Raw genomic sequence first — 19,593 nt, 5'->3', positions numbered from 1 at the left:
GGTGGGGAGCGTCAGGCCGCGCTGGCTTCGACCCGTGGCGGCGGTTGCGCCACGACGTCGGCGCCTGCGGTATCGCGCACACCCAGGCGCCGTTGCAGTGCCGGGCTGGTGGTCGTGTACTGCAGGTTCGCCTTGTCGCCGGGATGCCGGTGCGCATGTGCGGCAAAGGCGCACAGTGCCGTTTCGTGGAAGCCGCAGAGGATCAGCTTCTTCTTGCCGGGATAGGTATTGATGTCGCCCACCGCGAACACGCCAGGCACCGAGGTCTGCAACGTCGACGGATCCACCACCAGCTGTTGGCGCTCCAGCGCCAGTCCCCAGTCGGCGATCGGCCCCAGCGCCGGATGCAGGCCCCAGAACACCAGCAGCTGCGACGCCTCGATACGCCGGACCATGCCGCTGCGCGTGCGCACGCGGACCTGCGCCAGCGTTTCATCGCTGGTTTCCAGCCCGACGATGTCGCCTTCGCAGAACTGCATGCGGCCCTCGTCGCACAGCGTCTGCATGCGCGCCACGCTGGCCGGCGCCGCGCGGAAGCTGGACGAGCGATGCACCAGCACCATGCTGCGTACCCGCTCGACCAGGGCCAGCGCCCAATCCAGCGCCACGTCGCCGCCGCCGGCGATCACGATGTCCTGGTCGTCGAACAGCGCCGGCTGCGTCACCTTGTAGTGCAGCGTGCGATCCACCAGCGGCGCGGCTTCCGGCAGGTCGAGCGTGCGTGGCGCGAACGCGCCCAGGCCGCCGGCAATGATCACCACGCCGGCGTTGAACGCCAGGCCGCCACTGGTGCGCAGGTGAAAGCGGCCGTTGTCCATGCGCTGCAGCGCGGTGACGGTGTGGCCCAGGTGGAACTTCGGCGCGAACGGGCGGATCTGCTGCTGCAGCCGCTCGATCAGTTCGCGTCCGCTGCACACCGGCAACGCCGGGATGTCGTAGATCGGCTTGTCCGGATACAGCTCCGTGCACTGGCCGCCGGCATGCGGCACGGCATCGATCACGTGCGCATCCTGCCCCAGCAGGCCCAGCTCGAAAACCTGGAACAGGCCGACCGGGCCCGCTCCGATGATGACGGTGTCGCAGCTGATCATGGATGAATCCGCCGTGTGGACGGTGCGGATCATGCGCGCACACGAAGGCGGTACTTTTGACTTCGATCAGATATGGCCGGGCGATTCGTGCGGTCCAATGCCGCACGCGGGCGCTGCGTCAGCGCGAGGCCGGCTGCAGCACCAGCGTGTGCCGCGTCGCGCCCGGCAGCAGCGGCGTCGGTCGTCCCTGGAGCCAGTCCGCGTGACCCGCGCCGAAATACGGCGACAGCGGGTGGTCGCTCTGGCCGCCGGGCATGTTGAGGATGCCTTCGGCCTCGTGGCCGGGGGCGACATCGAGGTGTTCGGAGGCGCCGAAGCCGGGGGCGGCGACGTGCGGCATGTTGTTGTCGCCGGAGATCGGCTGGTCGGGCATGTCGATGAAGCGGGCCAGCCAAGACGGCAGGGCGGCGGACAGCGGGTGGCGGATGCCGGTGCGGTTGTGCTTGCCCCAGCGGCGGGCAGCGAGGCCGCCGGGTTGTTGGCCGAGTTCGTCCGTCACCTGCTTCGCCGCGTCGATGAGCAGGCTGTGCCAATCCGGGTAGGCCGGATCGAGCAGTTGCGCGGGTTGCTGCTGGAGCAGCGTCCACACCGCGGCTTCGGCGCTGTTCTCGCCGGGCCAGCCGAAATCCGCGTAGCGCTGTTTCACGCGGGCGGCAAACGGTGCCAGCACGGCCGCGCTGACCTGGCGGCGGAAGGCGCGTACCAGCTGGTAATCGACGCTGTCGACGGCGGCGCGTCCGCGCCAGGCGGCGGTGAGCCGACGCAGCGGCTGCAGCGATGGATCGGTGTTGTCGGCCAGGGTGTCCTGCAGCAGGCGCTGCCAGCGGGAGAGGAACACGGCGCGGTCGTCCAGTTGGATGTCGAGCATGTCGCCGGGAGTGAAGCTGGGGCGGGCGTGCAGGTCGTCGCGGATCTGCTGGGCGCGGGCACCGAGGTCGTGGCCGCCGTTGCCGAGCAGGGTCAGCGCGTCGCCGTCGACGGTGCGGTTGTTTGCCGTCCACAGACGGCCGTCGGCGGGGTTCTCGATACGCGGGTAGCTGGCGGGCGCAGCCCAGCCCTGCCAGCCGCTGCCGGGCCTGGACCAATCCGACGGCAGCAGCGGGTCGATGCCGGCGCGCAACGGGACGCTGTTGCCGGCGAGGGTCCAGCCGATCTCGCCGCGGCTGTCGGCGACCAGCAGGTTCTGCGGCGGCATGCCGAGATGCGGCGCCAGATCGAGCGCCGCGGCCACGTCGGGCGCATGCTCCAGCTGCATCAGGTCGAGGTTGTAGCCGTGCGGACGGCCGCCGATCCAGGCCAGCGCCAGCGGCGTGCCGTCGGTGTCGGTGCCCATGATCGGACCCCAGCGGGTGTCCTCGATCTTGAGGATGGTGTCGGGGCGACCCCTGACCTGGATGTGCTCGTCGTGGGTTTCGATGGCCGCCCAGCCGTCCGGCACGCGGTAGCGGGAAGCATCGGCCGGGTCGCGCCGCACGCGCACCCAGTCCTGCCAGTCGCCGTAGCTGTTGGTGAAACCCCAGGCGATCTGGCCGTTGGAGCCGACGATGATCGCCGGCGTGCCGGGCAGGCTGACGCCGTTGACGTCGCGCCGGCCGCCCGGCGCGGTGGGGTCGGGGTAGCGCAGGCGCGTGCGGAACCAGATGTTCGGCACGCGCAGGCCCAGGTGCATGTCGTTCGCCAGCAGCGCCGCGCCGCTGCCGGTGAGCGTGCCGGCGACGGCGAAGTTGTTGCTGCCGGGGCGCGGCGCATCCAGCGCCGGCACCAGTGCGGCGGCCAGCGCCGTCGACGATCCGGTCGCCGGTGCGAGTCGACGCAGGTCGAACACGTCGGCGGCGGGAAGCACCGGCGAGCGCGACAGCCGGCCGCGCAACGGTGCCTCCCAGTCGGGGTCGGGCGCCAGCAGGAAATCCACCAGCGGGCCGGGCAGCACCGCGCGCATCTGCGCCATGCGCAGTTCGCGCTCGTTGCGGGCGTCGCCGTTCAAGTCCAGGTACATCGCGGCGATCACCAGCATGCTGTCTTCCGCGCGCCACGGCTGCGGCCGGCTGCCCAGCAGCAGGTATTCCCACGGCCGCACGCGCAGGTCGGCAAGGCCGGCGTTGACGCCGTCGCGGTAACGGTCGAGTTGGTGCCGCTCCGCGGGCGGCAAGTGCGCGTACGCGGCCGCGGCTATCGCGCGCAGCCGATGGCGGCGATGGTCGAGATCGACCTTCAGCGCCGCCGGCCCGACCAGCGCGGACAGTTCGCCGGCGCTCAGGCGGCGCATCAGGTCCATCGCGAAGAAGCGCTCCTGCGCGTGCACGTAGCCCAGCGCATAGCTGATGTCGGCGCGGTTCTTCCCCTCGATGGTGACCGTGCCCAGCGCATCGCGGGTGATGCTGACCGCGGCGGCCAGGCTGGCGGCGGGACGCGCTCCATCCAGCCGGGCGCGACTGCCGGCGAGCAGATACCAGCCGGTGACGAAGGCGGCCAGCAGCAGCGCCGGCAGGGCGAGCAGCAGGACGCGCAGGAGCCGCCGGCGGCGCACCGTCATGGCCGGGAAAACACCGCGAAGATGCCCGCGTACGGCTTGACCATGAACGCCGGGGCGCCGGCGTAGCCTTCGCCGTCGACGTACAGCTGCGAGATGCTGCCGTCCAGGTACAGCGCGTCGCGGCAGCCCAGCTTGTCGCGGAACAGCCGTCCGAACGCGTGGAAGTTCACCGGCGTCTCACTCACCGCGAACACCACCTCGGTGGGCGTCTTCGCGCAGACCCCGCTGCGCCATTTCAGGCTGGACGAGTCGTCGAGGAACTGCTCGTTGAGCTTGCCGTCGATCAGCAGCATCGGCCCGGACTGGGTGGCCCACTGCGCGCTCTTGCCGTCGGCCTTGAACGCGGCGCTGGTGCGCACCGCGGCGTGGCCGTCCGGGTACACGGCGAACACGCCGTTCGGCAGCAGCGAGAAATTGCCCGAAGCCGGGTTGCCGTGCGCCAGGTTCAGCGGCACCACGGTCCTGCCATTCTCCACGTGCAGGCCCAGCGGCGCGAACTTGTGGTCGTAGATGCCCGCGTTCGCCGCGAACAGCAGCCGCTGGCCACGCGCCTCGCCCCACTGGCGCAGCGCCTCGATGCTGCCGAACGGCTGGCCGCTGGCGGGTTCGCGCCAGTGCAGGCTGAGCTGCTCGCGTTTCAGGTTCACGTGCACCACGCGGTAGTTCTGGCCCTCGAACGCCAGCTCGCGGCTGTCCAGTGCTCGTGCGCCCGGCGCGCAGCCGTACACGCCGGCAAGCAGCAGCAGCGGCAGCACGCGCGGCAGCATGCGTCGCAGCGGCGAAACCGGAAAGGGACGGGGCAGGGAAGCGGGTACGCGCATCCGTCGATGGTCGCCGCCCGGCCGCGCCGGTGCAAGTCCGCACCTGCAGCGTGCGGCGGCTGCCGCTAAACTGGGTTCTTTTCGCGGTGCCCGTCCATGCCCTATACCCCGATAGTGGCGACGCTCGGTTACGTGCTGTCGCCCGACCGCAGCGAGGTGCTGATGATCCACCGCAACGCGCGGCCGGACGACCTGCACCTGGGCAAGTACAACGGCCTCGGCGGCAAGATGGAGCCGGGCGAGGACATCGCCGTGTGCATGCGCCGGGAGATCCGCGAGGAGGCCGGCATCGAATGCGAGTCGATGCAATTGCGCGGCACGTTGAACTGGCCAGGCTTCGGCAAGCATGGCGAAGACTGGCTGGGTTTCATCTTCGTGATCGACCGCTACAGCGGCACGCCGCAGACGGCCAACCACGAGGGCACGCTGGAATGGGTGGCGCGCACGCGCCTGCTGGAGCTGCCGATGTGGGAAGGCGACCGCTATTTCCTGCCGCTGGTGTTCGACGCCGACCCGCGCCCGTTCCACGGCGTGATGCCGTACCGGGACGGCCGCATGCAATCGTGGTCGTACACGCGGCTGTAGCGTTCATCCCGTTGCCCCGGCCGGGAGCGGGAGTGGAGGCTCACGCCACGTCGGCGAGCCACGCCGGGCTGCCGAACTTGGTCTGTGCCAGCGCTTCGGCCTGGGCCAGTTCGTCCGTGCGCAGGCGGTGGTCGGTGAGTCCGTGCAGGCGGCGGAAGGTCGCGATCATGCGCTCGATCACCGCCTCGCGCGGCAGGCCGGTCTGGCTGCGCAGCGGATCGACCCGCTTGGCCGCGCTGACGGTGCCCTTGTCGGACAGTTTCTCGCGGCCGATGCGCAGCACGTCCAGCATCTTCGCCGCGTCGATGTCGTAGGCCATGGTGACGTGATGCAGCACCGCGCCGCCGCGGTGCACCTGGGCGGCGCCGGCGATCTTGCCGCCTTCGGAGGTGATGTCGTTGAGCGGCTGGTACCAGGCCTTGATGCCCAGTTCGCCGAGCGCTTCGAGCACCCAGGCGTCGAAGAAGGCGTAGCCTTCCTGGAACGACAGCCCCTTGACCAGCGACTGCGGCGCGTAGATCGAATAGGTGATCGTGTTGCCCGGCTCGATGAACATCGCGCCGCCGCCGGAAACCCGGCGCACCACCTCGATGCCGTGGCGCCGGGCCGCCTCGCCGTCCACTTCGTTGCGCAGCGACTGGAAGCGGCCGATCACCACCGCCGGCGACGCCCATTCCCAGATGCGCAGGGTCGGCGCGCGGCGGCCGGCGCCGACCTCGTGGGTCAGCACGTCGTCCAGCGCCATGTGCAGGGTGGGCGATTGCGGCGCGGTGTGGATCAGCTGCCAGTCGTGGTCGCGCCAGTCGGTGCGCATCATGCTTCGGCTTCCCTGTGCAAGGCGCGGCGCACGGCGACCGCGATGGCTTCAGGCGACAGACCATACATCATCACGTCCGGCGAGAGCGCCTGCTTCACGGCGGCGGCGAGTGCCGCTTCGTCGGCGAGCGCCGGCTGGCCTTCCAGCGCGCGGTTGATTGCCTCCAATGCACTGTCCGGCTCGAGGAAGAAGTCGCCGCTCAGCTGCACGTCGGCGAGACGGCCCTCGCGCACGGTGAGGTCGATCACCACCAGCTTGCCGCCGGGCATCTTGTATTCGCCGTGCATGTACGCGTCCCGAATGTCCTCGAATCTGTGTAAGTGTGCCTCGTGGCGCCCGCCATGCCAAAGGCGGCGACATCATGCCGCCGCTTTTGGGCGGGTTCAGCGCATCTCCGGCGTCAATACCCTGGCGATCGATTCCCACGGCACATGTTTGCAATTCTGGCTTTGCGTGGGCAGCACGTCAGGCATGACTTCTGAAAAGCTCGTGGTGGATGCCGGCCGGGCCTGGCGCGTCAGATTTGCGCCAGGCCGCCGTCGACGGCGACTTCGCTGGCGGTCATGAAGCTGCTGTCCGGCGACGCGAGAAATGCAGCGACCGCGCCGATCTCCGCCGGATCGGCCATGCGCTGGAGTGGGTTCATCGAGGCGAAGGCCTTCAGGCCCTCCTCGCCCACCGCGGCCTTCGCCAGTTCGGTCGCCGTCGGACCGGGCGACAGCACGTTGACGCGGATGCCGGTGCCTTTCAGGTCCTCCGCCCAGGTCTTGGCGAGGTTGCGCACGGCCGCCTTGCTCGCACTGTAGGCGCCGAATGCCGGGGCACCAGTGGTGCCGGCGCTCGATCCGGTCAGGATGATCGAACCGCCCGTGCCCATCAGCGGCAGTGCTTTCTGCACCGTGAAAATCGTGCCCTTCACGTTGGTGTCGAACGTTTCGTCGATGTGTTCGGCGGTGATCTCGCCGAGCGCAAGCAGGCTTCCCGTCCCGGCATTGGCGAAGACGATGTCGAGGGTGCCGCGCTCGGCCTTCACCGCCGCGTAGAGGCGGTCGAGATCGGCCTCGTCGGAGACCGAGCCCTGCACCGCGCGGGCGTTGGGCCCGAGGTCAGCCACGGCAGCGTCGAGCGCTTCCTGCCGGCGGCCGAAGATGAAGACGAAGGCGCCTTCATCGATGAAACGCTTTGCCGCCGCGCGGCCGATGCCGGTGGCGCCACCGGTGATCACGGCGGTTTTTCCATTCAGTCTGGTCACGTCTTTGATCCTTGGTCGGGATGGCACAGATAGGTGATTACGATGCGGCGCCGGCGGTCGCCGGTCGCTCGGGTTCGTTCTTGAACAGGTCCTGGAAGATCAGCGGCGCCCAGCGCTTGTCCCGCACCTGTACCAGCGCGCCGCCTTCTGCAAGCTTCCCGAGATTGACGGGTGCGAAACCCAGTTGTTCGGACAGGTCCGCCACCTGCGCCGCGGCGGCCTGGTCGTCGCTCGACAGGAACACCACGCGGTGGCTGCCGTTGACGTTCGGATCGGCGGCCAGCGTCCTCGCGGGCAGATGGTTGAAGCCCTTCACGAAGCGGGCGCCGGGGAAGGCCTTGGCGACGTCGGCAGAAGACAGGCCCTCGAAACCGTTCATCGCATCCACGATCGTCTTGCCCTGCCAGCTCGGCAGCATCTTGGCGACCTCGCGATGCCCCTCGAAGAGAACGGCCAGGAAAATCACGTCCGCCTTGAGCGCTTCTTGCAGCGTCCGGGGAACGACCGTGGATCCGATCGCCTGCGCCTGCGGCAGCAGCGCTTCGGGCGCGCGCCGGCTGGCGACGGAGACTTCGATGTTGTTGCGGGCGAAAGCGCGGGCGAGGGCCTGACCGATGGCGCCGAAACCGATGATGGCGTAGCTCATGGAGATGATCCTTTTCAGTACGGGGATGGAGTGGGCCGGCCCGCTCGGGCCGGTTGCCCCATCAATCTGGGTCGCTTGACGTATCAACACAATTGACGAAACATCGCTTAATACGATCTATTTTCTGGATAGCCCGTGCTCGACAACGTCACCATCAACCAGCTGCGTGCGTTCGTTGCGGTGTGCGACCAGGGGAGCTTCTCGGGTGCGGCGCGGAAACTGGCACGCGCGCAGTCGGCCATCAGCCACGCGATCAAGGCGCTGGAAAGCGCGTTCGATGTCGAGTTGTTCGAGCGCAATACACGCAAGGCGAAGCTCACCGCCGCGGGCCGCAGCCTCCTGCCGGACGCGCGTGCGGTGATCTCACGCACCGAGGAAATGAAGAACCGCGCCGGCGCGATCGCCAAGGTGGGGGTGCCGCAGGTATCGGTGGCGGTGGATGCCTACTTTCCACGCACCCACCTGATCGACTGCTTGCGCACGCTGCAGCAGGAGTTTCCGACCGCCGCGATCAACCTGCGCATCACCACCATGCAGGGCGGCGAGCACCTGGTGCTCGAAAAGCTGTGCGCCCTGGCCGTCACGATCGAGAACGTGCCGGAGGTGAATCCGGACGCCATCGAACGCCACTGGTTGCGCGAGGAGGAAATGGTGACGGTATGCGCGCCATCCTATCCGCTCGCTTCGACCCCCAAACCCATCCCCGTGGACGAGTTCGGTCGACACACCCAGATCGTCGTCACCGACAACCAGCCCGGCGCAGAAAAGACCCAGCAGGGCGTTGCCGGCAAGCGCCAGTGGCTGGTCAACGACCTCGGCGCCAAGCGCGACCTGCTCAAGGCCGGCCTCGGCTGGGGACACTTGCCGCGGCACCTCGTCAGCGAGGATCTGGCCAGCGGAGAGCTCGTCGAACTTGAGCGTCGTGCTTGGCACATGGGTCCGCTCACGTTCATGGTCTCGCAGCGTCAGGGGTACGATCTTTCAGCATGCGAGTCGCGGCTGGTCGCGCTGCTAGGGGGACCTTAGCTGCATGCGGTCGCAGAGGCGCGCATGCGTTGCCGCTCATGGCCGCTCGCAGCCTGAAGCAGACGGTCAACGCTGGAGTTGAGCGGGCGGCTTGGCGGTGCTGTCAGATACCATTGCGATCAACGACGCGCAAGCATGACCTGGCCGTGGCCCGCACGACCTCTCCGGGATTTTCGGCGCGGTACTGGAAAACGCCGTGCGTTATGCGCGCCGCCAGGTTCGCGTCTGCGCCATGGCCGGCCCCAAGTCCGAGTGGACGCGGTTCCTGCTTCAGTGGTCGCGGCGGCCGTTGAAATGGCCGGTGCCGCCACCAATCGAAATGCTGACGCCGCCGCTGGGATGGTCGCAGCTGCCGAAGGCCTTGCTGAGGTTGACCGTGCCGGTCTGGTAGTTGCCGCTGACATGGTTGCCGCCGACCACGCCCATCCCGACGCTGCCGTGCATCTGCGGCTGGTTGTAGCTGTAGTCGTCGCAGTCGTCGGTGGGCGTCGCGGCGGCTGTGGTGTCGTTGTTGCCCATGCGTCCGCTGGTGTCGCCGTAATACACGCCGGGTGCGCTGGCAGCGGGCTTGGCGGCCGTGCTGCTGGCGGCGGGGGTGTCGCTGGGCAGCAGCTTGAGGTTCAACGGCTTGCCGGCCGTCTGCGCCCACGCCGTGGTGGCCAGCAGGCTGGCGGCGAGGGCGACGAGATGCCGTGGGATGTTCATGCACACTCCGGGGTTGTCACGTAGTCAACGCATGATGGCGCATCGGCGTGTACGTCCCTGTTGGAAAGGCCGGACGTCGACAAGTTCCTCCGACCGGGTTCCTGCTCCCGCAAGTCGTGATCAGCCGGTGGTCTCGATTCGCTCCACCCGGCGCAGGCCGCGCGGCAGCAGGCCGCCGCGGGTGGCGCGGTTGCCGCCGTACTCGACCAGGTCGGCCCACTTCAGGGTCAGCTTGCGTGCGCCGGCGTACATCGTGACCTCGCCCTTGCCCTCGCTGACTACCGTCACGCCGGCCACGCGCTCGCCCTCGGCCAGCTGCTTTTTCGGGATCTCGATCAGCTTGTTGCCCTTGCCTTTGTCCAGCTCAGGCAGTTCGGCTACCGAGAACATCAGCAGATGCCCTTCGCTGCTGACCACCACGATGCGATCGCGCGCCGGGTCGGCGCTGATTTGCGGCGCCAGCACCTTCGCGCCGTCGCTGAGCGAGATGATCTGCTTGCCGGCCTTGTTGCGCCCGGTGAGCGATTCGAAGCGGGTGACGAAGCCGTAGCCGAAGTCGGTGGCGAGGATCAACCGGGTGTCGTTGTCGCCGGCGATCACCGCGTCGAAGCTGGCGCCCGCGGCCGGGCTGAAGCGGCCGGTCAGCGGCTCGCCGTTGCCGCGCGCCGAGGGCAGCGTGTGCGCCGGCGTGGAGTAGGCGCGGCCGGTGGAGTCGATGAACGCGACCTGCTGTGTCGTGCGCGCCTTCACCGCGGCGAGCAGGCCGTCACCTTCGCGGTAGTTCAGGGCCTCGGCGTCGATGTCGTGGCCCTTGGCGGCGCGCGCCCAGCCCTTCTGCGAGAGCACCACGGTGACCGGTTCGCTGGCCACCAGCGCGCTCTCGTCCAGCGCATGCGCCACTTCGCGCTCGACCAGCGGCGAGCGGCGTGCGTCGCCGAATTTCTCGGCATCGGCGCGCAGTTCGTCCTTGATCAGACTCTTCAGCTTGGCCGGCGATTTCAGCAGCACGTTGATGCGCGCGCGCTCCTCTTCGAGCTGGTCGCGCTCGGCGTTGATCTTCATCTCCTCCAGCCGCGCCAGCTGGCGCAGGCGGGTTTCGAGGATGTAGTCGGTCTGTTCCTCGCTGAGCCGGAGGCGCGCCATCAGCACCGGCTTGGGCTCGTCCTCGCTGCGCACGATGCGGATGACTTCGTCGAGGTTGAGGTAGGCGATGTGCAGGCCTTCGAGCAGGTGCAGGCGGCGGTCGACCTTGGCCAGGCGATGTTCCAGGCGCCGGGTGACGGTGCTGGTGCGGAAGCTAAGCCACTCGGTGAGGATGCGCTTGAGGTCTTTCACCTGCGGCCGGCCGTCCAGCCCGATCATGTTGAGGTTGACGCGGAAGCTCTTCTCCATGTCCGTGGTGGCGAACAGGTGCTGCATGGTCTCGTCGGCGTCGACGCGGTTCGAACGCGGCACGATCACCAGCCGGATCGGATTCTCGTGGTCGGACTCGTCGCGCAGGTCCTCGATCATCGGCAGCTTCTTCGCGCGCATCTGCGCGGCGATCTGCTCGAGGATCTTCGACGGGCTGACCTGGTGCGGCAGCGCGGTGATCACGATGTTGCCTTCCTCGCGCTGGTACACCGCGCGGGCGCGCACCGAACCGCCGCCGGTCTGGTACATCGCCAGCAGGTCGGCACGCGGGGTGATGATCTCCGCCTCGGTCGGGTAGTCCGGCCCACGCACGTGCTCGCACAGGTCGGCGACGCTGGCGTCCGGATCGTCCAGCAGGCGGATGCACGCGGTGGCCAGCTCGCGCAGGTTGTGCGGCGGGATGTCGGTGGCCATGCCCACCGCGATGCCCATCGAGCCGTTCAGCAGCACGTGCGGCACGCGCGCCGGCAGCCAGCTCGGCTCGTCCATGGTGCCGTCGAAGTTCGGCACCCAGTCCACCGTGCCCTGGCCCAGTTCGCCCAGCAGCGCCTCGGCGATCGGGCTGAGCTTGGATTCGGTGTAGCGCATCGCGGCGAAGCTCTTCGGGTCGTCCGGCGAGCCGAAGTTGCCCTGGCCGTCGACCAGCGGATAGCGGTACGAGAACGGCTGCGCCATCAGCACCATCGCCTCGTAGCACGAGGAATCGCCGTGCGGATGGAACTTGCCGATCACGTCGCCGATGGTGCGCGCCGATTTCTTCGGCTTCGCGGTGGCGGCCAGGCCCAGCTCGCTCATCGCGTAAATGATGCGCCGCTGCACCGGCTTCAGGCCGTCGCCGACGAACGGCAGCGCGCGGTCCAGCACCACGTACATCGAGTAGTCGAGATAGGCCCGCTCGGCGTATTCCTTCAGCGGGATCTGTTCGTAATTGGCTTGCAGGTTCATGCGGTTGGATCAGGGAAGTGGCGCGCGACGCGCGGGATAACCGGTCGATGGTGCCAGAAAGCGGCAGGCTCTTGTAGGCGCGGTTTCGGCCGCGATCTGCTAGGGCCTGCGGGTCGGCAGCGGCGGCGCGCGCAGCGGTACCGGGGTGGACTGCACGATCGAGGTGGTGGTCTGGCCGTGGCGCAGGAAGCGGTCGAGGATCAGGTCCAGGTGTTCCAGCGCGTCAAGGTGGACCTTGATGATGAAGCAGTCCTCGCCGGTGACGCGGTGGCACTCGACCACCTGCGGGATCTTCTGCGCGAGCTCGGCGATCTTCGGCAGTTGCCCGGGCACCGGGCGCACGCGCACGTAGGCGGTGACCGGCCAGCCCAGCGCCTTGGGGTCGAGGTCGAGCCGGTAGCCGCGGATCACCCCGGTTTCCTCCAGCCGGTTCAGGCGTTCCTTCACCGCCGGTGCCGACATGCCGACACGGCTGGCGAGCCGCGTGACGGGCTGGCGCGGATCGTCCTGCAGCGCCTGCAGCAGGGCGATATTGCGAGGGTCGGACAGCAAATTGGAAATCTGAGGCATGAGGCGTCACCGGCTTTCAAGTCAGAAAATATGGGTCGCTGATTCCTTCTTTTCAGGATGGATCATGCGCCGATCGTTTGTAAAAGTAGAGGCATGAACCATGAATCCGATGCCACCACGATCGAGCCGCCGTCGCCGCCCTTCGCGGCCGGCGAACGCATGCCGCCCTCGCTGTATTTCCTGGTCAGCGCGATCTTCCATTACCTGGGACCCGCGTTCGCGGTGCTGCTGTTCGCCCACGTCGCGCCGCTCGGCGTGGCCTGGCTGCGGATCGCCAGCGCGGCGCTGATCTTCGCGCTGTGGCGACGGCCCTGGCGCTATTTCGCGCAGCAGAACGCCGCAGTGCGCTGGAACATCGTGGCGCTGGGCGCGGTGCTTGGCGGCATGAACGTCTGCTTCTACCTGGCGATCGACCGGCTGCCGCTGGCCACGGTGGGCGCGATCGAGTTCCTCGGCCCGATCGCGCTGGCCTGGGCCGGCCTGCACAGGCGCCGCAACGGGGTGGCGCTCGCGGTGGCGGCGGCCGGCGTGGCCATGCTGACCCACGTGCGTCTCGCCGGCACGGCCATCAGCTTTGCCTTCGCTTTCGCGAACTGCGCGCTGTTCATGCTGTATATCGTGCTCGGCCATCGCATCGCCAGGGACGGCGGCGGCAACGGCATCGACCGGCTGGCCGCGGCAATGCTGGTGGCGCTGCTGGTCGTGATGCCGCTGGGCTGGCGCGAGGCGGCGGTGGCCTTCACCCATCCCGGCCTGCTGGCCGCCGGCATCGGCGTGGGCGTGTCGTCGTCGGTGATCCCGTACGTGTGCGACCAGCTGGCGATGGCGCGGCTGCCGCGCGCCACGTTCGCGCTGATGCTGGCGCTGCTGCCGGCCACCGCCTGTGCGATCGGCATCGTGGTGCTGCACCAGTTGCCGGGCCCGGCCGAGTTGACCGGCATCGCCATGGTCATCGCGGGCATCAACCTGCACCGGGCGGCGCCGCGCTGAACCCGCATCGACATCCGAACACTGAAGGAGAACCGCTATGGATTACATCAATCTCGGCAAATCCGGCCTCAGGGTCTCGCGCATCTGCCTGGGCTGCATGAGCTATTCGGTAACGCCCACCGACGAGAGGCCATGGACGCTGGACGAGGAGCACGGCCGGCCGTTCATCCGGCGCGCGCTCGAGCTGGGCATCAACTATTTCGACACGGCGAACATGTATTCGCGCGGCGGCAGCGAGCTGGTGCTGGGACGCGCGCTGCGCGATTTCGCGCGGCGCGAGGAGGTGGTGATCGCCACCAAGGTGTTTTATCCGATGCGCGGCGACGCGAACGGCGGCGGCCTCTCGCGCAAGGCGATCATGACCGAGATCGACGCCAGCCTGCGCCGCCTCGGCACCGACTACGTCGACCTCTACCAGATCCACCGTTGGGATCACGCCACGCCGATCGAGGAGACGCTGGAGGCGCTGCACGATGTGGTGAAGGCGGGCAAGGCCCGTTACATCGGTGCCTCGTCGATGATGGCGTGGCAGTTCGCCAAGGCGCTGTACACCGCCGACCTGCATGGCTGGGCGCGATTCGTGTCGATGCAGCCGCACTACAACCTGCTGTACCGCGAGGAGGAGCGCGAGATGCTGGCGCTATGCGCGGACCAGGGCGTCGGCGTGGTGCCGTGGAGCCCGCTGGCGCGCGGTCGGCTGGCGCGGGCGTGGGAGGACGAACCGAGCACCGTGCGCGGCGGCTCCGATCCGTGGGGCGACGGCGTGTATGCCGCCAGCAAGGCGGCGGACAAGGCCGTGGTGGATCGCGTCGGCGAGGTCGCCGCGCGGCTCGGCGTGCCGCGCGCGCAGGTGGCGCTGGCCTGGCTGCTGCACCAGCCGGCGGTCACCGCGCCGATCGTGGGCGCGACCAGGCCGCATCATCTGGAAGAGGCGGTGGCGGCGTTGTCGGTCAGCTTGCCGCCGGCGGAAATCGCCGCGCTCGAGGCGCCGTACGCACCGCACGCCGTCGCCGGCATCGACTGATCAGGGCAGGCGCTCGACCGCGACGCCCAGCAATTCCAGTCGCGCCTGCACGCTGTCCGGCCCGGCCAGGTGCGCGGCGCCGACGGCGATGAAGACGGTGCCGGGCTGCTGCAGCATCGCGGCGATCTTCGTCGCCCAGACCTGGTTGCGCTGCACCAGCAGCAGTTGGTAGAGCTTCGGCTCGCGCCGACGCATGTCCTCGTTGCCGATGCGGGTGATGCTGTCCACGTCGCCGGCCTTCCAGGCGTCGATCAGCTCGGTGAGCTGGAACGCGCCCTGGTCCGCGTCGCGCATGGTCGAGCGCAGTAGGGCCAGCTCGATCGCGCGCGGCATGTCGGCGAGAAAGCGGATCTGCTGTTCGGCGGTTTCCAGCCCCAGCACCGGCTTGCCGGCAGCGCTCATCTGCGCCTTCAACTGCTTGTCCACGCCATGCTCCGGATCGAGCCCGGCCTTGTGCAGCGGTGTCAGCGCCAGGGTCAGCGCGGCCAGCCACGGGCGCATCACGTTCAATGTCTGCAGGCCGCCGGGCACGTCGAGCCTGTTCGCCAGCAGGTCCAGCCGGTGTGCCTCCGCTGGACTGAGCTGGCTAGACAAGGGGTGCGCCGCATCCATCCCGTAGCGCAATACCAGCGCCGCCATGTTCGCCGGATCGTCGTCGGTCAGCTCGATGTACAGCGTGCGGCTGTCCGCCAGTGCCCGGTCCAGCTCGGGGGAATGCCAACCGGCATCGCGCGGCATCAGGTGCACCGTGCCGAACAGGTAGATCGTGGTGTCGGCATCCTTCACCACCCACAAGGCGGGTTTCGCCAGCGCCGGGGCGCAGGCGAGCAGCAGGGCGAGGCAGGCGAGCAGGCGCAGCGCGATCGTGGGTTTCATGCCGGGAGTGTCGCGGCATGAGGCGGCCGGTTCAATCCCGGCGCCCGCCAGGCTTGCGCAGTGTCAGGTCGGGGTTTCGTTGGTCAGCGCATAGGCGCTGGCGCGCACCGGCTCGATCGGGCGCACCTCGAACGCCAGGCCGTAGGCCAGGCAGGGATTCTCCGCCGCGATCGCCGCCGCCTCGTCGAGGCTGCGGGCGAGGATCGTCCAGTAGCCGCCCACGATCTCCCTGGCCTCGGTGAACGGACCATCGGTGATCGCCTGCCGCGAGACCAGCTTGCCCTCGCGCGCCAGCCGCTGCCCGGCGCGCATGCGGCCCTCGGCCACCAGCCGGTCATGCCAGGCGTAGAAGCGGTCGATCGCCGCCTGGATGTCCTCGCGTGCGGCGTCCAGATCCCACTGGCCGCGGGAGAGGACGAGGTATTCGGACAGTGGGGCAGGTTGGTTCATGGTTCGTCTCCGTCGGAGCATGATTGACGAGGGAGGCGCAACGGCCAGGGAGTTCGCGAGCCGCCCTCGTCCCTGGAGCCCGTGTGCGAGCTACAGGCCAAGCAGCCGCCACGTCCAGTAGGCGCCGATGCCCATCTGTACGGCAAAGGCGGTGAAGCGGGCATTGACGGCGATGACGCTGGTCGAGGCCAGGTGGATGCCAGACTGCACGACGCGGGCACCCAGCAGCCAGGGCGCGAGCGCATCGGTCACTTCCGCCCGACCCGTCGCGATGGCGACCAATAGCAGCCCGCCGAACACCGGCAGGCTCTCGACGCAGTTCGCGTGCGCGCGGGCGAGCCGCTGCATGAACGGCGAGACATTCGAGTTGTCGGGCTTGAACTCGTTCGAGCGCACGCGGCCGGTGACGACGAGGTAGCTGCGCAGCAGCTCCATGACGACCAGCAGGAGCAGCGTCCAGGCGAGGAACAGGGTGAGTACCAGGACTGAAATATTAGGCATTGCCTTTTGGTTCCGCTTATCTGGAGGACGCGATTTAAGAATTTCGCCTTTTGGATAGGTGGTTAGGCGGCGCGAGTCGTCTCGGTGAGTGCGTGAGGAGGAAGTAGAACACCGATGCTTGAAACACGCCGCAAACAGTCATCCATATGAGCTGCATGAAAGGCAGTGAAAAGAAAGTTGGCGAAAGCTCGTAGAGAGGACCGAGTGTCAAAGATGTCGGCGCAGACACAGTGGCCAGTAGAATGTCGGGAAGCATGTGCTCCCGCGCTGAGCGAAGGAGCGTCACATCGGCGTACCAAGCCCAAGTGGCCGCCAAGCCAACGATCGCCGCATACAACAAGGCCAATGTACGAGCGAAGTTTTTCATGAGGCCTAACGCCTGAGTTGAGCGGCGGCGAAGCCATCCGCCTTGAGAAAATGTTAGACCTCACCCGTGTTGACCAAACGGACAATGTCTGTAGGAAGGTTCCTTGGGCGAATGATTGAGCCAAGTTTGCGCTGCAAGGCCGCCACAAGAAGCCAGATGCTTAGGCGCATGTCTGTCATGACCATCATGAACGCCCTCTGGTCGACTGACCACATGTCTCCGCTTTTGGCGGCCAGCTTTTCTGCCTCTGTGCAGTACTGGCTAAGAGTTGCAGTTATTTCTTGAACGAGAACTTCGCAGGAAGGGTTTGCCCATACACCCTTGGACGCATTGACGATCGACCTGCGCGCCTCGTAAAGGCTCTGCATGGCGTAATGTGGAGACTCGTCCTCTCCGCATGCATAGAACAGCCGGCGAGAATCGATTTCGGTGACGATACCGTGGACTCGATTTAGGTCATGGTCTTGAAGAGTGATTCCGCCAAAGCTGAAATGGCCGTTCGCTGCCGCCTGACGAAAAGAAGCTACGAAATTCTTGAAGAGACCATCGGAGCGCTTCAGGAGGTCGGAGTCAGTGATGTTCGAATCAACGTGGAAATTCCGAAGGCTCATGGGGCTCCTTTGAGGCCTAACGCTTAGTAGATTTCAAAAATTGCAGTCTAATTCCGCAACCTAGCTATGTCGGCGGCGTCTCTTCTCCAGCTGTCGCCCCTGAAATCAACAATTTCGTTTGATATGCGCAGGCCGAGTTCACCGATTGACCCCCGCAGCGTTTCGATGCGCCGTGTCATGTCACCGTCTCGACATACCCCTACCGGTCATCGTACATCGCCATGCGGCCGCCGTTCGGATAGGACCGGGATCCGGCCGCGTGAGGGTTTCTTCGTCATAGCGCACCCACGGGCAACCGTGCGTGCCGATCAGCGCGGCACGCGATAGCCACCCGGCACGCCGCGCGGGCTAAGCACCAGTTGCCACAGCTGGTCGCGGCGGCAGCGGAATACGGCGGCGGAGGCGGCGAGGTAGTAGCGCCACATGCGGCGGAAGCGTTCGTCGTAGCTGGCCGGCAGGCTGGGCCAGGCGGCTTCGATGTTGGCGCGCCAGGCGGTGAGCGTGCGGTCGTAGTCGGCGCCGAAGTTGTGCCAGTCCTCGACCACGAACAGGTCCTCCAGGGCGGCGGTGACCTGGCTGGCGGCGGGGATCATCGAATTGGGGAAGATGTATTTCTCGATCCACGGGTCCGGCTGCGCCGGCGCGCCGTTGCTGCCGATGCAGTGCAGCAGCGAGAGGCCTTCATTCTTCAGGCAGCGGCGCACGGTCTCGAAGTAGGCGCGGTAGTTCCTGCCGCCGACGTGCTCGAACATGCCGATCGAGAACACCGCGTCGAACCGTTCGTTGACCTCGTGGTAGTCCTGCAGGCGGATCTCGATCGGCAATCCGGCGCACAGCTCGCGCGCGTAGTCGGCCTGCTGCTGCGACACGGTGATGCCGACGCCTTCGACGCCGTAGCGCTCGGCCGCGTACTTCAGCGCCTCGCCCCAGCCGCAGCCGATGTCGAGCACGCGCTGGCCGGTCTTCAGCTGCAGCTTGCGGCAGACCAGGTCGAGCTTGGCCGCCTGCGCATCGTCGAGGTTGTCGGCCTTGGCCCAGTAGCCGCAGGAGTACACCAGGCGCTTGCCGAGCATGGCGTGGAACAGGTCGTTGCCGAGGTCGTAGTGGATCTTGCCGATCTCGAACGCGCGCTCGCCACGCTGCAGGTTGACGAAGCGCGCCTTGAGATGGGCGAGCAGGGTGTCGAGCGTGCGCAGTTCCTGGTCCAGCCCGGCGGCGAGCAGGCGGGTGCACAGCGCGGGCAGGTCGTCGGCGTCCCACCAGCCGTCCATGTAGGCCTCGCCCAGGCCCAGCGAGCCGTGCGCGAACACGCGTGCGTACAGGCGTTCGTCGTGCACGCGCAGGTCGGTCGGGGCATCGCCGTCGATGCGGATGCCGGCCTGTTCGAGCAGTTCGCTGGCGCGATTCTTCAGGTCGTCCTGGCTCATGCGTCGTCTCGCGGTTTGTGGAGTCGTGGCGGTCAACCACCGCCGAGCACGGCAAAGCTTGCCGGCGAACGCGCATACGTCGCGTCGACACCGGCGTCGCGTACCAGCTGCAGCAGCAGCTCGGCCTGTTCCTCGCGCAGCAGGAACTCGATCTTCACCGGCAGGTCGTCGGCCAGCTCGAAGAACTGCTCCTCGTGCAGCACGCCATGCCGGCCGAAGCCGGCGATCGCGCGGAACACCGAGCCGCCGCCCAGGCCGTGCGCCCTGGCCTGTTGCAGCAGCCACTCGGACAGCAGCATGCCGTCGTGCTTGGTGCGCGAGTGGCAGTAGAAGGTCAGGTGCACGCCGTGCTGCAGCTTTTCCTGGTTCATGCGGTTCCCCGGTCAGTGGCGCAGCAGGCTGCGGGTGAGCGCGATGCCGAGCACGGTCATCGCCAGCGAGCCGGCCACATGCACGGCCACGTGGCCGCTGAACCACAGGTATTGCTGGCGCAGCAGCAGCGTGGCGGACTCGGCCGAGAAGGTGGAGAACGTGGTCAGCCCGCCGAGGAAGCCGGTGAACACGAACAATCGCAGCGCCGGCGACAATGCCTGGAAGTGGTCGAACAGGCCCATCACGCAGCCCATCAGCAGGCCGCCGACGAGGTTCGCCGCCAGCGTGCCCAGCGGCAGGGTGGGGAAGACGGGATTGAGCAGCACGCCCAGTCCCCAGCGCAGCCAGCAGCCCAGGGCGCCGCCGATGCCGATTGCCACAAATCCGTTCCAGCCCACGTGCGCGCCTCCTGACAGTGAATGTGTCCGGTTGTCGCGGCGGCAGGCACGCCTGCGCCGCCGGAAACCGGGGTGCAGGCATCATCAGCTTCGACGCGGGATCGCGGGAAGCGGTTTGTCCCGAGGTGCCCGAGGGCTCCGGAACGGGAGGCATGCCATCTCCCGGTGGGGCA

Annotated in this window: 21 protein-coding genes and 1 riboswitch; of the genes, 4 read left to right on the top strand and 17 right to left on the bottom strand. The window is 67.7% G+C overall.

Annotated features, from left to right (window positions below; translation table 11 throughout):
• Nucleotides 1-11: 11 nt before the first annotated feature.
• From RHOOR92_RS0114455 to RHOOR92_RS0114445, 3 genes are all read right to left on the bottom strand, one after another.
• Nucleotides 12-1,091 (bottom strand): NAD(P)/FAD-dependent oxidoreductase, encoded by a 1,080-nt coding sequence (locus RHOOR92_RS0114455; RefSeq protein ID WP_015448322.1) that lies wholly within the window; start codon nucleotides 1,089-1,091, stop codon nucleotides 12-14.
• A gap of 118 nt (nucleotides 1,092-1,209) precedes the next feature.
• Nucleotides 1,210-3,624 carry a penicillin acylase family protein gene (locus tag RHOOR92_RS0114450; protein ID WP_027490579.1) on the bottom strand — a complete coding sequence of 805 codons (2,415 nt, stop codon included), beginning with the start codon at nucleotides 3,622-3,624 and terminating at the stop codon, nucleotides 1,210-1,212.
• Complete coding sequence (locus RHOOR92_RS0114445; protein ID WP_027484397.1) at nucleotides 3,621-4,391, bottom strand: phosphodiester glycosidase family protein; 771 nt, start codon at nucleotides 4,389-4,391, stop codon at nucleotides 3,621-3,623. Before RHOOR92_RS0114445 ends, RHOOR92_RS0114450 begins: the two co-directional genes overlap by 4 nt.
• 150 nt (nucleotides 4,392-4,541) lie before the next feature.
• Between RHOOR92_RS0114445 and RHOOR92_RS0114440 the strand changes: the two genes are divergently transcribed.
• The gene (locus RHOOR92_RS0114440) at nucleotides 4,542-5,030 is read left to right on the top strand and encodes an 8-oxo-dGTP diphosphatase (RefSeq protein WP_027490578.1); all 489 of its coding nucleotides are present in this window, start codon (nucleotides 4,542-4,544) and stop codon (nucleotides 5,028-5,030) included.
• 40 nt (nucleotides 5,031-5,070) lie between these two features.
• Here the strand turns inward: RHOOR92_RS0114440 and RHOOR92_RS0114435 are convergent, their stop codons facing one another.
• From RHOOR92_RS0114435 to RHOOR92_RS0114420, 4 genes are all read right to left on the bottom strand, one after another.
• A complete protein-coding gene (locus tag RHOOR92_RS0114435) occupies nucleotides 5,071-5,847 on the bottom strand; it encodes a biotin/lipoate A/B protein ligase family protein (protein ID WP_027490577.1) in 777 nt (258 codons plus the stop codon).
• Nucleotides 5,844-6,134, bottom strand: coding sequence for a biotin--protein ligase (locus RHOOR92_RS0114430; protein WP_027490576.1), 291 nt, complete (start codon nucleotides 6,132-6,134; stop codon nucleotides 5,844-5,846). The genes RHOOR92_RS0114435 and RHOOR92_RS0114430 overlap by 4 nt, the downstream gene beginning before the upstream one ends.
• A gap of 230 nt (nucleotides 6,135-6,364) precedes the next feature.
• Nucleotides 6,365-7,099 carry an SDR family oxidoreductase gene (locus RHOOR92_RS0114425; RefSeq protein WP_027484395.1) on the bottom strand — a complete coding sequence of 245 codons (735 nt, stop codon included), beginning with the start codon at nucleotides 7,097-7,099 and terminating at the stop codon, nucleotides 6,365-6,367.
• Nucleotides 7,100-7,136: 37 nt separating this feature from the next.
• Complete coding sequence (locus RHOOR92_RS0114420; RefSeq protein WP_007507694.1) at nucleotides 7,137-7,745, bottom strand: NAD(P)-binding domain-containing protein; 609 nt, start codon at nucleotides 7,743-7,745, stop codon at nucleotides 7,137-7,139.
• Between the two features lie 135 nt (nucleotides 7,746-7,880).
• Between RHOOR92_RS0114420 and RHOOR92_RS0114415 the strand changes: the two genes are divergently transcribed.
• The gene (locus RHOOR92_RS0114415; protein WP_027490575.1) at nucleotides 7,881-8,771 is read left to right on the top strand and encodes a LysR family transcriptional regulator; all 891 of its coding nucleotides are present in this window, start codon (nucleotides 7,881-7,883) and stop codon (nucleotides 8,769-8,771) included.
• 270 nt (nucleotides 8,772-9,041) lie between these two features.
• Here the strand turns inward: RHOOR92_RS0114415 and RHOOR92_RS0114410 are convergent, their stop codons facing one another.
• The 3 genes from RHOOR92_RS0114410 to RHOOR92_RS0114400 form a co-directional block, all read right to left on the bottom strand.
• Nucleotides 9,042-9,476 (bottom strand): hypothetical protein, encoded by a 435-nt coding sequence (locus RHOOR92_RS0114410; protein WP_027484392.1) that lies wholly within the window; start codon nucleotides 9,474-9,476, stop codon nucleotides 9,042-9,044.
• A gap of 120 nt (nucleotides 9,477-9,596) precedes the next feature.
• Nucleotides 9,597-11,834, bottom strand: coding sequence for a DNA topoisomerase IV subunit A (parC, locus tag RHOOR92_RS0114405; RefSeq protein ID WP_027490574.1), 2,238 nt, complete (start codon nucleotides 11,832-11,834; stop codon nucleotides 9,597-9,599).
• 99 nt (nucleotides 11,835-11,933) lie between these two features.
• Nucleotides 11,934-12,404 (bottom strand): Lrp/AsnC family transcriptional regulator, encoded by a 471-nt coding sequence (locus RHOOR92_RS0114400; protein WP_027490573.1) that lies wholly within the window; start codon nucleotides 12,402-12,404, stop codon nucleotides 11,934-11,936.
• Nucleotides 12,405-12,497: 93 nt separating this feature from the next.
• Between RHOOR92_RS0114400 and RHOOR92_RS0114395 the strand changes: the two genes are divergently transcribed.
• Nucleotides 12,498-13,394, top strand: a complete 897-nt coding sequence (locus RHOOR92_RS0114395) for a membrane protein (protein WP_027490572.1) — start codon at nucleotides 12,498-12,500, stop codon at nucleotides 13,392-13,394.
• Nucleotides 13,395-13,431: 37 nt separating this feature from the next.
• Nucleotides 13,432-14,418, top strand: coding sequence for an aldo/keto reductase (locus RHOOR92_RS0114390; RefSeq protein ID WP_027490571.1), 987 nt, complete (start codon nucleotides 13,432-13,434; stop codon nucleotides 14,416-14,418).
• Here the strand turns inward: RHOOR92_RS0114390 and RHOOR92_RS0114385 are convergent, their stop codons facing one another.
• From RHOOR92_RS0114385 to crcB, 7 genes are all read right to left on the bottom strand, one after another.
• On the bottom strand, nucleotides 14,419-15,294 hold the full coding sequence (locus RHOOR92_RS0114385) for a TraB/GumN family protein (RefSeq protein ID WP_027490570.1): 876 nt from the start codon (nucleotides 15,292-15,294) through the stop codon (nucleotides 14,419-14,421).
• 63 nt (nucleotides 15,295-15,357) lie between these two features.
• Nucleotides 15,358-15,744: a YciI family protein gene (locus tag RHOOR92_RS0114380; protein WP_027490569.1), complete on the bottom strand. Its 387-nt coding sequence runs from the start codon at nucleotides 15,742-15,744 to the stop codon at nucleotides 15,358-15,360.
• 90 nt (nucleotides 15,745-15,834) lie between these two features.
• Entirely contained in the window at nucleotides 15,835-16,245 is a 411-nt protein-coding gene (locus RHOOR92_RS0114375; RefSeq protein WP_015448311.1) for an MAPEG family protein, read from the bottom strand.
• 420 nt (nucleotides 16,246-16,665) lie between these two features.
• On the bottom strand, nucleotides 16,666-17,223 hold the full coding sequence (locus tag RHOOR92_RS18845) for a hypothetical protein (RefSeq protein WP_037115539.1): 558 nt from the start codon (nucleotides 17,221-17,223) through the stop codon (nucleotides 16,666-16,668).
• Nucleotides 17,224-17,531: 308 nt separating this feature from the next.
• Nucleotides 17,532-18,650 carry a cyclopropane fatty acyl phospholipid synthase gene (gene cfa, locus RHOOR92_RS0114365; RefSeq protein WP_027490567.1) on the bottom strand — a complete coding sequence of 373 codons (1,119 nt, stop codon included), beginning with the start codon at nucleotides 18,648-18,650 and terminating at the stop codon, nucleotides 17,532-17,534.
• Nucleotides 18,651-18,682: 32 nt separating this feature from the next.
• Complete coding sequence (locus tag RHOOR92_RS0114360) at nucleotides 18,683-19,021, bottom strand: DUF190 domain-containing protein (protein WP_007507719.1); 339 nt, start codon at nucleotides 19,019-19,021, stop codon at nucleotides 18,683-18,685.
• 12 nt (nucleotides 19,022-19,033) lie between these two features.
• Nucleotides 19,034-19,420: a fluoride efflux transporter CrcB gene (crcB, locus tag RHOOR92_RS0114355; protein WP_027490566.1), complete on the bottom strand. Its 387-nt coding sequence runs from the start codon at nucleotides 19,418-19,420 to the stop codon at nucleotides 19,034-19,036.
• Nucleotides 19,421-19,488: 68 nt separating this feature from the next.
• Nucleotides 19,489-19,592: riboswitch (Fluoride riboswitch) on the bottom strand.
• Between the last annotated feature and the right edge of the window lies 1 nt (nucleotide 19,593).

This window comes from Rhodanobacter sp. OR92, from assembly GCF_000427545.1.
In the GTDB taxonomy this organism is placed as follows: Bacteria; Pseudomonadota; Gammaproteobacteria; order Xanthomonadales; family Rhodanobacteraceae; genus Rhodanobacter; species Rhodanobacter denitrificans.
Note: the sequence above shows the minus strand (reverse complement) of the source record. Positions and strands in the feature narration are given on the sequence as shown.